Annotated in this window: 5 protein-coding genes; 1 reads left to right on the top strand and 4 read right to left on the bottom strand. The window is 51.1% G+C overall.

The features are described 5' to 3' along the window. Positions 1–9 precede the first annotated feature (9 nt). From AC55NX_RS18585 to fes, 3 genes are all read right to left on the bottom strand, one after another. On the bottom strand, positions 10–8,472 hold the full coding sequence (locus AC55NX_RS18585) for an amino acid adenylation domain-containing protein (RefSeq protein ID WP_496997086.1): 8,463 nt from the start codon (positions 8,470–8,472) through the stop codon (positions 10–12). Positions 8,473–8,537: 65 nt separating this feature from the next. Further along, the gene (locus tag AC55NX_RS18580; RefSeq protein ID WP_496997085.1) at positions 8,538–8,732 is read right to left on the bottom strand and encodes an MbtH family protein; all 195 of its coding nucleotides are present in this window, start codon (positions 8,730–8,732) and stop codon (positions 8,538–8,540) included. Positions 8,733–8,781: 49 nt separating this feature from the next. Continuing rightward, positions 8,782–10,173 (bottom strand): enterochelin esterase, encoded by a 1,392-nt coding sequence (fes, locus tag AC55NX_RS18575; RefSeq protein ID WP_496997101.1) that lies wholly within the window; start codon positions 10,171–10,173, stop codon positions 8,782–8,784. Between the two features lie 234 nt (positions 10,174–10,407). Here fes and AC55NX_RS18570 point away from each other — a divergent pair, with 234 nt between their 5' ends. After that, positions 10,408–12,420, top strand: a complete 2,013-nt coding sequence (locus tag AC55NX_RS18570; protein ID WP_496997084.1) for a TonB-dependent receptor — start codon at positions 10,408–10,410, stop codon at positions 12,418–12,420. A 66-nt stretch (positions 12,421–12,486) separates the two neighbouring features. On the opposite strand, the gene AC55NX_RS18565 is transcribed toward AC55NX_RS18570, so the two are convergent. After that, on the bottom strand, positions 12,487–12,940 hold a 454-nt coding region (locus AC55NX_RS18565), incomplete at its 5' end, for a TOBE domain-containing protein (protein WP_496997083.1).

Genomic DNA, 12,940 nt, shown 5'->3' with positions numbered 1-12,940 from the left:
TTCTGTAATTTATGCTTTGAGCGTTTCTATCTGGCACAACAGCGTATCGAGTTGTTCACCGATTTCCCGGACATGCTCCGGCGCGAGAATGTCTTCGTGAGAACAATCAAAATAGTGTTTTTCCAGCTGAGTCAGGAACGGCTGCCAGTGGTGGTCGATGTCATAGCCTTGCGGCAATGTTCTTTGCGCCACAAACAGATCAACCCGGCCCTCATATTCGGATGAGCGCGCTCCGGATAACAGGCGGACTGCATCGGCATAGTTGGCCGTAATGTCTTGAAACATTGCCGACCTTTGCTGGTCAAGTTCATCATCGGTCACATCATTGGCCGCCAGAAACAGATCTTTCTCCCGTTCGATTTCGTCCTGCGCTTCGTCATTCATGGGCCCGTCCCAGTCCTGTCCTTCAGGGGGATAAGTATCCAGCAGGCCAAGAAACGCCACTTCCTCACCCTGCTGCACCAGCTTCGCCGCAAGGTTCTGTGCCACGGTGCCGCCAAAGGAATACCCCAATAAATGATACGGCCCGTGAGGCTGTACCTGCTTGAGGGCTTTCATATGAATCGCACAGGCATCTTGCATGTCGGTGCCTGCCGCAATCGCCCCGGACGGACGCGGTGACTGCAGGCCGACAATCGGATAGCTGCCGCGCAGATATTTCGGTAACCCGGTGTATTGCCAGGCAAAACCCGACGCTGAATTGATACAGAATAAAGCCGGGCCATGACCGGCACGGATGGGCAGAACTTCCCCGAACCCGGCTAAGGTCGGATCATTGCGGGCATCATCATCGAGCAGTAACAGCGCCAGTTTTGCAACGGTCGGATGAACCATGATCTGGCCGACTGTCACCGGTACATGCAACACGCGCCGGATCTCTGCTGCTAACTTCATCGCCATTAAAGAGTGTCCCCCCAGAGCGAAGAAATCATCTTCTGCGGATAATGTGTCAATACCCAGCACATCGGCAAAAATAGCCACCAGCTGCGCTTCCAGGCCGGGACGCGCTTTACGCCCTTCGCCCGTGACAATGTCACTCGGCAGCGGCAGCGCTTTCCGATCTAACTTACCGTTGGCACTGAGCGGAAATTCCGCCAGCACAATGATCGCAACCGGAACCATATGTGCCGGGAGTTGCTCAGACAAGGCCGCCTTGAGCCGGTCACCATCGGTCTGCCCGTCTTCACTCAGAATGACATAACCAACCAACTGGCGATCATCCGCACCGGCCATGTTCTTTTCTAAGCCGAGCGCTTTGGCACACACCAACGCTTGCTTAACACCCGGCAGAGATTGCAGTGCGGTTTCGATTTCACCCAGTTCAATGCGCTGTCCCCGGATTTTGAGCTGGTCATCGCTTCTTCCCAGATATTCGATTTTGCCTGACGGCAGCCAGCGCACAACATCCCCCGTGCGATACATCCTTTCACCACTGGCAAACGGGTTGGCAATAAACCGATCTGCGGTCAGCGCGCTGCGATTCAGGTAACCAATCGCCAGTTGGTCACCGGCAAGATACAACTCACCCGGCACACCGACCGGTGTCTCCCGCAGAAAACTATCCAACACATACAGCCGGGTATTCCACACCGGCAAACCAATCGGCACACTGTGTCCCAAGCTCTCCCTGAGCGGCGCACCGAATGCCGGACAATAGGTGACGTCTACCGCGGCTTCCGTCGGGCCGTACAGGTTATGTAAAGGGGCATCGATCCACTGTGCATAGACATCGGCGAGCTCTTTCGACAGCGCTTCACCGGAACAAAAAACCCGCTGTAAGCTGGGGGCAACTTTGGTGGCGTGTTCAGTATGTGCTGCCACCGATGCCATAAACGCGGCAAGCATTGACGGTACAAAATGCATTGTCGTGACTTGGTAATCTTCAATTACCGCCATCAGCCACTCCGGATCTTTGTGTGACTCCGGGGGCGCCATCACTAACGTCGCGCCCTGAATCAGCGGCCAGAAGAACTCCCACACGGACACATCAAAACTGCACGGGGTTTTCTGCAACACCACATCATGATGACTGAGCCGATACTCAGACTGCATCCATTGCAAGCGGTTGACAATGGCTTGGTGAGAAACCAGCACCCCTTTCGGATTGCCGGTAGACCCCGAGGTATAGATGATATACGCACCGTGCTCCGGACGCAGCGTCTGTTGATGTGGTACATCACTGAACGGCGTCGGCTCAGGCAACTGATCTAACATCAACAGTTCACCCAGATCACCAAAACGCGCCTGATGCTCGTTAGTGGTGATGATCAGTTTTGGCTGCGCATCACCGATCATGTAAGCCAGTCGGTCATCGGGATAACTGACATCGAGCGGCAGATAAGCGGCACCACATTCAATAATACTGTTGAAAGCCAGACTGAGCTTAACGCTTCTTGGCAGTGCAACCGCCACCACATCGCCTACACCCACATCATGACTGACCAACAGGTTGGCAATCGCAATCACTTGCTCACGCATGGCTTGGTAACTCAAACGGTTGTCACTGTCGATCAGTGCCATCTGTTCCGGAGTCCGCACCGCCTGCTCAGCCATCAGTGAGCGCAGCGTGTGATGACCCACTTCGGCCTGCGTCTGATTGACGCGTTTCTGGAGCGCGATTTCTGCATCCAAACGTAAGTCGAGTTGTGTCAGTGGTCTGTCGGGCGCGTCAATCACCGCTTGCAGCACCTTTTCAAAGCGCTGCATCACTTGCTGCGCAATACCGACGGTATCCCGGTACTCAAACAGCACATGAATTTGCTTACCGGGGAGCACCAGAATCGTCAGTGGGTAGTGGGTATAACCACGATTGTGAATGTGGGTCAGCTTGGCTCCCTGATAATCCTGACTATACCATTGCGAGTGGTCCGGGTAATTTTCCACCACCAGCAAAGTATCGAATAATGTCTCTCCCCCGGCTAACTGCTGAATTTCACCCAAACCAAGTTCATCATGTTCAAGCAGCTGGATCTGCGTGGCCTGATGCGCCTGCAACTGTTCCAACAGGCTCTGCTTCGCATGCAGTTTCATCCGCACCGGTATGGTATTACTGAACAAACCGATATGTTCATCAATGCCTTTGACATGGCCGAACCGCCCGGAGATTGGCGTCCCGAATACCACATCTTCCCGCCCGGTCATACTCCCCAGAATACATGACCAAATCCCCTGCATCAGCGAGTTGATCGTCAAGCCATAAGCACTCAACCGTTGACTGAGTTGTTGCGTTTTTGCAGCGTCAATAATCAGCTCATACTCTTTGACACACGCTTCTACCGGCACATCCTCGAATGCAATAGTCGGCGTCACGTCTTGCAAAACATCCTGCCAAAGCGCTTGTGCTTGCGTTTTATCACGTTGTTTCAGCTGGTGAACGACATCCGCATAACGAGCCGATAACGGAGGCAAACGCTGGTTTTCTTTGACATACGCGCTCAGGAAATCACCAAGTAGGATAGGCGTTGACCAACCATCGACAACCAAATGATGCGCTGAAATAAACAGCGTGCTTTGTGCTTCGCCATGATGAATCAACATCGCACCGAGCAACGATTCATTGGGATCATTGAGGTCAAACTGGCGAACCAGCGCTTGCTGTTCAGCTTGGGCAAGATACGCCTGTTGCTGTTGATCGCTCTCTTTACGGATATTCACACACACCAACGGCCAAGGCGTACTGGTTTGAGGAATCAACTGCACTGTCCGGCCTAAAACCGAGCTGTCGAATTGAGCCAGTAGTTGCGGATGGCGTGCGATCACCGCATTCAACGCCAGCTGAACGCGCTGTGGATCGATTTCGCCCTGAAAAGTCAATCTGGTGGTTGAATTGTAATTGCTATTCTCATCGCCCAACTGCGACTGGAACAACAACCCTTCTTGCAGCGGCAAGGCAGGCAGAATATCGCTGACAGCGCCAAAACGATTCGATAGTGCTGCTGCGTCGTGAAGAGAGATGCCGGTTTCAGTATATTCAGCCGGAACCCGCAGCATCACTTGGGGTGTGGGTTGCTCACGCAACCAGTGTAGAATTGCTTCAAGTTGCAGCGTGATTCGCTCACAAATCGCATTGATTTCATCATGGCTGAATTGCGCCTCATCCCACGCCCAGTTGAGAGCAAGCCTCGGTTCATGATCACTTTCATCGACAAAAATATTCAGTTCCAGCGGATGTAACAGCGCGTTATCGCTGTTGAGCGAAACCGCAAACGTGTCGGCAAACTTACCCGCCCGACTGATCGGTGACCATGTTTCCTGTGACGGCTCAAAACGGCCGAGATAATTCAGCAATAGCGACGCCTGATTGCGTTGAGATAACGCAGTGAGTGTCTCGCGATACGTGTTGTCTAAATACCGGAGTGCCATGTAGCCCAATCCCCGGTCTGTGACACTGCGCTTTGATTGCTTAACCTGTTTGAGTAATGCTGATACTTCACCGTCCTCGGGCAGCTCGATGACTAACGGGAATTCAGTGGTAAACCAGCCTAAGGTTTGACTGAGGTTGAGTGAAGCATCAAATTCTTCGCGGCCGTGAGACTCTAAATACAGCCTGATCGCTTCTTTTTGATAACACTGACCCAGCGCTGAGGTGACCGCCGCAATCAACAACTCATCAACGTCGATAGCCTGGGAATCTTGGCAATGACTGAGTATGTTTTGGGTCAGCATCGTCGGCAGCATGATGCGGCGATGCACAACTCGCCCCGGTTCCGCTTGCGGTTTGAGTGGCTCAATATGGCGCGATTGCTGCGCAATCCAACCTTGCGCTTGCCGAGTCAACTGTGGCAAATGCTGATAGAGTGCTTGCGACCATGAGTTGATCCCCGTAACTTCCGGTGTCATCTCAGCATTGACTTCGCTCACTTGCGCACGGACTAACGTTTTCAACTGCGGCAACAGAATTCGCCATGAGACGCCGTCAATCATCAGATGGTGGGCAAGGATCATCAGCCCATTGCGCCCGGCATGATCGCGAAGATTGACCAGCCGGAGCATCGCACTGCCCGGTGATAACCTTTGACTGACCTGTTCAAAAACGCCGTCTAAATCAGCGAGTTCGAGTTCGTCCACTTGGCGTGTTTCAATCCAAGACTCAACCGCTAACTTATCGATTGACTCAATCCGATAACGCGCATCTTGCTTGATCAGTCGGCAAACCGAGTGATTGGCAACCAGTTGTTTCAATCCGGCCTGAAGATGATGCAAAGTAATCTCTGATTCAATCGCAACAAAGACGCCTTGCACATAACTGGTATCTTCGGCAAAGGTTTCTTCGAACCAACGCCACATCGGCAGCGGCTGAATCTCTCCGTCCTGTTTCTGTGCCACGTGACGACGCAGGGGTTTCATCGACTCAGCCATCACGCCTAACTGACGTGCTGAGAATATGTCTCTGGGACGCAGTTCATAACCGGACTTTCTCAGACGAGTCCCCAAGCCCATCGCAGAAATACTATCGCCTCCCAAGGCAAAGAAATCATCTGCAATGCCGACTTGATCCACACCGAGCAACTCAGCCACCGCATCACACAGCATCTGCTCTTCATGATTGGTCGGAGCCACCCACGTATTGCCAGACACAATCTTCGGTTCAGGCAGTGACTTTCTGTCAATTTTGCCGTTTACATTGAGGGGAAACTGCGCCATGATCACCACCGCAGCAGGTACCATATATTCCGGTACGGCAGCGGCAATTTGGGTCAACAAGGTTTGCTCATCAAGCAGCGACCGGGCGTGATTGACCAAGGTGCAGTAAGCAATCAATCGGTGTGACCCGCCGTGAGGCTCAGCAATGACCACGGTGGTCTCAACGCCTTCTATCGCATTCATTGCGCTTTCAACATCGCCCAGTTCAATCCGGAAACCCCGAATTTTGACTTGGTCGTCGCTGCGGCCGATAAAGTCCAGCTGACCATTGTTGCGCCATTTCACCAAGTCACCGGTTCGGTACATGATTTGACCATCGTCAAACGGGTTTGCCACAAATCGCTCTGCCGTCATGCCGGCTTGGTTTAAATAGCCTTTTGCCAGCCCGGCTCCGGCCAGATACAACTCGCCGGCCACACCGACCGCCACCGGATTCAACTGCGGATCCAACACATAAGCTTTGGCGTTTAATATCGGCTGACCGATCACCGGAGTGTCGTCCGCGCCGAGTGATGCACTCACCGCATCAACGGTAAACTCGGTCGGCCCGTAGCAGTTCTCAACCAGCAAATCCGGGTAAGTTTTGAGCCTTGCCCACAGTTGCTCAGGCACGGCTTCACTGCCGATCAGCACCAGTGAAGGGACATGGTCAGCTTCCATCAGTCCGTTATCGAGCATTTGACTCAACAGCGACGGCGGCAGATCCAACGCATTGATCTGATCGTAGGCGACTTTTTCGCTCAGTTCACAGGCATCTTTACGCTGCTCATCGTCATACAGGTAAAGGGAATGTCCACACAACATCCAAAGCACTTGTTCCCAGGATGCGTCAAATGAGAACGATGTGGTATGTGCCGCCCGAACCTGCACCTCGCGCTCTTCACATTGTTGTTGCGTAGCAAGGTGCCGGATCGTCTTGGCAAAAACAGAGTGCTGGTGCGAAAGCAATAAGTTGAGCAACGCTCCGTGGGTGTTCATCACGCCTTTGGGTTTGCCGGTCGAGCCGGAGGTAAAGACGATATAGGCCACATCAGCAGGGGCAATCTCAAGGCTTACCCGTTCGGTCACCTGCTGGCTGGCAAGCTCATTCAGCGAGATGCAAGACGTGAGGTGACGCCACGACAGCGTCTCTGGCTGCCCGACAATCACGTGCTTTGGCCGGGCTTGCGTTAAAATGGTTTCGATCCGCTCCTGAGGATAGGCCAGATCAATCGGCAGGTAGACCGCCCCGGTTCGAAGCGTTGCCAGCATCGTGATGATGGTTTCAGCGCTACGCGGCAAAGCAACCCCGATGATATCGCCTTTGCCTGCGCCTAAGGCGTGCATCTGCTGCGCTCGCTTGTCGATCGTCTGATCAAGCTGGGCGAATGTCCAGCGCTGCCCGGCAAAGCTTAAAGCGACCGCGTCAGGCTTTTGTTTGACCTGATGTGCAAATACGGTGAGCACGCTCCCCTGTTGCTGCCAGTCTTCAAGTACGGTTCCGGTTGACCACTGCATTATCTGCTGTTGTTCACTGGCTGGTATGATATCCAGTGCGTGGAGCGGTATATCGGGGTTGCGGGCAATCTGCCCGACTATATGAGCAAAACGCTGAGCATGCAGAGCCAGTGACTGTTGGGAGTACTTCGCGGCATTGGCTGTCAGTGTGAGGTGCAGTTGGTCATCCCTGAGCTGCGGAGAGAATTCAATGTCGTCAATCGGGCCCGCTGAAAGAATGTGAGTATGGCCGGTCGTTCCTGCCAGATTAATTTCTTCTTCAAAGGGTTTGTAGTTCAGCATTGGCCCGTACAGGGATTGCCCGACTCGGCCAGAGTCACGCTGGATTTGTTCCGCATCGTACATTTGATGGCGGCGGGTTTGACGGATGACCTTGTTCATCGACTTGGCGACATCAGAGATAGTCATCGTGGGCTCGACTTCCAGCGTCAGCGGCAGCACATTGACCACGGCGCCGGTCGAACTCGCTGCCGAACTCCCCATGCGGCGCATAAACGGAAAGCCGACACACAAGTGCCGCTCGCCTGATATTAAATGGAGGTAGGCAAATACCAATGCCATGGCAAGCTCTGAAGGGAGTACTTTATTTCCTTCCCGGTGAAGCCATGCTCCGCCCGTCAGATCAATACTGAATTTCTCGACACCGGTGGCCGGGGTTTGGCGTCCGCCGGTGACTAATGAAATTATCTCAGGCAGTTGACTCGCAGTTTGCTGCCAGTAACTGCGAGCTTTGTGAAACCCTTCAGACTGATAAAATTGTTGATGCTCGACAATCACGTCTTTGAACGGGGTAAACGGAGCCGGTGCTGCTGTCCCCGACATCAGCCGGTTGTATTCACTGACGATATACTGCGTGATCGCGTTAAAACTAAAGCCATCCACATCAATATGATGATAGCGCTGGTACCACAACCACTTCGGATCGCCTTGCTCACTGACATCGATCAGACAATGTCGGTATCTCGGTCGGTCGCCTTGGAGATCAATCGGTGTCGCGAGATCGGCTTTCATCCACGCCAGCGCAGCATCATAAACAAATGCCGACTGGGAAAAATCCATGACTTCCAAAACATCTTGCTCTGGTCTGCGCCCGTGGCTGCCCTGTTTGACGGTTCCGTCTGTTTCTACATATTGCTGATGCAGCGAGTCAGCAGCTGCCACACCACGATTGACGGCCTGAGTGAAGCATTCTAAATCGATCGTTCCGTCAATCTCAGTGTAGTGAGCTACATTAAATTCTTCAGGTCTGGGCATCACTTGCTGCCCAAACCAAATCCCCTGCTGCGTACCAGTCAGAGCATACAGTTCTTCTGGCACTTGGTGGTCTTTCATTCATCCATTCCTTAAAAAATAATCACGTGTCTTTTCTGGTTCTTTTTATCGTCTTGAGGTGCCGGCTATACCCGAATGTCTTGCCAATGGGCTTCGATGTATGCGATGCAGCTCTGTTTATCACTGGGCCCGAACGTATTTTTCCAACCGGAAGGCGCCTGTTTAAACTCAGGCCACAGGCTGTACTGACCGCGATGATTCATCAGGACGAGGAACTGATTTTCAGGATCATCAAAAGGGTTAACGTATTGTTCTGACATATCTGACTCCGCTTAGGTTTAATAAAGACTCACAATGATGAATAAAGGCTCACAATGAAAAAATGTAAGAGAGGCCATCGATGATGCCTCCACGCCAGCACAGGCGTTCGTGGCCCCCCTCAAAGACTCGGTATTGAATATGATGCTGTTGAGAAGCGAGTTGGCGGTACATATCCTGACTGAGGTCAATCATGATATCTTCGCCACTGCCGACTTCCATGAAGATGTTTAAACAGGAGCGACGCCCCAACCCGTCATGCACCTGCCGGCTCATTTCACTCAACAAATGAGGTGATTCAGGGGCAACGTAGTCACCGGGAGGTTTGACGATTGAAAAATCCGGCCACCAAAATGAACCGGACTGACACACCACCGAGCCAAACCGCTCAGGCCAGTTGAGTGCGGCGAACATGGCTGCTAACCCGCCTAAACTCTGCCCGACCACGACGGTCTGCTGCGGCTCGTTGCTGAGCGAGAAATAGCCGGCAACCTCAGGAAACAGCTCTTGCATGATTGCCTGCCAAAACGTCGCGTTACAGCTCAGATCATCATGACGCTGACGTCCGTCAACTTCATCAATCAGCACATAGACGGCTGGCGGTAATACGCCCTCTTGGGTGGCACACGACAATGCATCGTAAATCGGCAGCGACTCTGACCAAAACCGGCCATCAAGCAGCAAAACCACCGGTAATGCCGGTTGTTCCGAGGAGAATTGCTGTTCAGCAGCAACGAGTTGTTCAGATAAAACTTGCCGCTCAGAGGAAGCGGTGGAATAAAGCCAGACCCTGCGGCTGCCATCCAATATTTCACTCTGCCAATCGATGACGTAAGTCGCCTTGGCTGTACTTTGCCCGCCAAGCTTATCGAACGGTTGCCACTGGGTTTGCGGTGGTGCATCCGGCATATGCAGCGGCGTTCTGGTGCTCCCCCAAACGCAATGCGTGAGCCCGTTCGGGTTCAGTTGATCACGACAACTGAGCGGAAATATCTGCTGTAGCCATTGGCGGTGCCGTTTTCTTTTCTCGTTGTAGTTCCCCACATAATTGGGCTGAACCAGTGCTGAAGTCACGGGAATAAACGCGTATCCACCGCGCCAAGTCAGCTTAATTGAAACGACATAGAACCACACATCCGTATTGGCTATCCGGGTAAGCTTAGCCATATCGAAGCTGTGATGATCAGTTACCCCGTTAATGTCAATGTACACTTCTTGGATATCTGCCGCTCCGACGTGTGACGGCGACCCACGCCAAAGAAAGACTACATCAGCATATTCACCGGTTACGGCAGCCACAATGGGCGTGCCTTCCGAGCAAATGATTTGCCACCATCTTTCATCCCCGATATTGCAACCTTCTCTGGTGAGAAAATCACAAACGCTAGTAATACTTTGTTTATCTTGTCCTTGGATATTTTCAAAAACCATAACTGTTCCGATTCATCAGCCACTCAATCATTCACAGAAAAGTTGACACAAGTAGCACAAATTTATCTTAATCATTATTGTAAATAATAATAATTATCATTACCATAATCACCCGCAACAACTTTGCATAAAATCTGTTGCAACATCAAATATTTTTCAAATTTTTAAAGGATTTCTTAAATCATGAAGCCCATGGATTTAAACAGTGGTAATTCTAGTCGTCATGTGAGGAACATACTTTCCACCATGATCAGTCTGAGCTGCTTGGGAGTAGGCACGAGTGCTTATGCTGAAAAAACCCAGCAACAGAGCAATGTACAAAACCCGGAAACGATTGTTGTACATGGCGAAAAACTGGGGGGAACGCTGGCTGAGAACACCAGTTCGGTCACCGTTTTCACCGAAGATGCAGATAACGGTGAAAACCAAAACTACTATGATTTACTGGATCGCGTTCCTAACGTACTGAACGCCCCATCAGGGATGCCGCACATTCGTGGTGTCGATGGCCGGGGCGGTGCCGGAGACGGATTCATTTCATACATGACAGGAGCGACTCCGCGCGTCAATACCACGGTTGATGGCGTATCTGAATCATGGACAGGAGAAGCTTTCGGTAAAGCAGGCTTATGGGACACGGAACAAGTCGAAGTTTATAAAGGACCTCAATCCACCAACCAGGGACGCAACAGTATCGGTGGCGCGGTTGTGATCAAAACCAAAGATCCAACGTTTTACACGGAAAGTAAAATTCGTGCAGGTTACGAAAACGAAGATGATAAATACCATTTAGCCGGCGTTGTTTCAGCACCGATCGTTGCAGATAAACTCGCATTCCGTCTTGCTGCTGAAGGCACTAAAGGCAACACACCGATTGACTATTCGTTACCGAATAATGACCAGTATCCTTGGGACCCTTCTGAAATTGAATCTCATAATATCCGGGGTAAATTACTGTTTAAACCGTATGGCTCAGACAAACTCACGGCCAAACTGACGGTTGCCAGTCGTAATGAAAAAGGTCAGTACACCAACCTGGTTTCTGAAGAAGGTAAGTATGAATACACCGATTCAAACGGTACACGTCGTCAGGAAACGAAGAGTTGGAACGTGAACCTTGACGTGGCTTACCTGATTAATGACGAACTGAAGGCGGATGTACTGCTTGCAAGACGTGACTACTCGACGACATTTATCGCTTATCCAGACAGTAGTTGGTGGGGGGATGTCGACGAGGAGAACTATACAGCAGAAGCGAAGCTGTCTTACAACTCTCTGGACGAAAAATACAATGCCATTGTCGGTCTCAGCAGTTACAGCAAAGATCAGGATACGCAGACAGACTCACTCAAGCGTGTCGATGAAAATCAAACTTATGCGATTTACTTTGATTCCAAAATCAAACTGACCCCGAAATGGGGACTGCTCCTTGGCGCACGTTACGAGCGGGATGATCTCAATCGCGATTTTGATCATGAAAAGTACCCGATTGACTTTAAAGCAGATGATGATAACAACATTCTGCTGCCTAAAATTGGCGTCACTTATGAAGTTTCCGACGATTCAACGCTTGGACTGACCGTACGCAAAGGCTACAACGCCGGAGGAATTGGTTATAACGAGTACAAGCAAGAATTATTTGTCTTTCAACAAGAAGAGGTATGGACTTATGAGCTGAGCTCACGTTCAACCTTCCTCGATAAAAAACTGGGGGTCAACGCCAATCTCTTCTACAACGACTATGATAACTACCATACGGTTGTTTATGGTGACAGCGGCAGCAGCCTGGACAACTATGTTGCCAATATCCCGAAAGGCAGAACCTATGGAACTGAAATTGAAACCACCTACTGGTTCGACTCCGGCTTAGATATTTTTGCGTTTGTGGGGTTATTGAAAACCGAGGTTACACAAGGCCCGAGCGGTACCACGGAAGACCTCAGTGGCAAAGAGTTTAGCTATGCGCCGGATCTCTCTGCCGGATTCGGGTTTACGCAGCACTTAAATTCAGGCTTGTTCTTCGGTGCCCGGGTCAACTATGTTTCCGACTATTATACGGACTTAGCCAATACCGAAAGCAATGCTGCCGGTGACTACACCGTTCTGAACCTGAATGCAGGTTACGCCGCAAATAGCTTCACGATTCGCGCTTATGTGAAGAATGCGACTGGCGAAGACTATGTTTTACGACATAAGAACGATCTGGTTGAAATCGGTGCCCCACGTACATTTGGTATCATTGCTGACTACCAGTTCTGAACGGCCTAGATTTTAATCACCCTAAAAGTAAACCTAGCGAAAAGCGCTAGGTTTACTCTATTGCATTTATCGGTTTAACGGCAGATGTTGACGCATTGTACACGACTTACTTTCTTTCAGGCGCGACGTGCTCTCGGCATCAAATATATGTGCTAATTCCGGGTCAAATGTCAGGTGCACGGTATCTCCCGTTTTGACGAACAAGCGACCAGCATGCTGGAGATGAATTTTACGACCGAGACAATCAAGGTGGATTAATGTCATATCTCCGGTCATTTCTACCACACGCACTTGTGCTTCAACTCCCTCTCCTTTTTCTGACATTCGGATATCGGCAGGTCTGATACCTAACAGAACCGATTGTCCATCATTCTCATCATCCAGCATCCAACGATTTGAAACCGGCCATTTATTTGCGCCGTTACAAATCGTCCATTGTTCCCCTTCACGATGAAGCGTACCAGCAATAAGGTTCATTGAAGGCGAGCCGATAAATTGTGCGACAAATGTATTGACTGGA

Source organism: Vibrio rubrogenes, from assembly GCF_059641415.1.
This window is presented reverse-complemented; position numbering and strand designations above follow the sequence as displayed.

Excerpts from the sequence above, each read along its gene's own strand:
- AC55NX_RS18585 (WP_496997086.1), bottom strand. The coding sequence starts at position 8,472 with ATGAAAGACCACCAAGTGCCAGAAGAACTGTATGCTCTGACTGGTACG.
- AC55NX_RS18580 (WP_496997085.1), bottom strand. The coding sequence starts at position 8,732 with ATGTCAGAACAATACGTTAACCCTTTTGATGATCCTGAAAATCAGTTC.
- AC55NX_RS18570 (WP_496997084.1), top strand. The coding sequence starts at position 10,408 with ATGATCAGTCTGAGCTGCTTGGGAGTAGGCACGAGTGCTTATGCTGAA.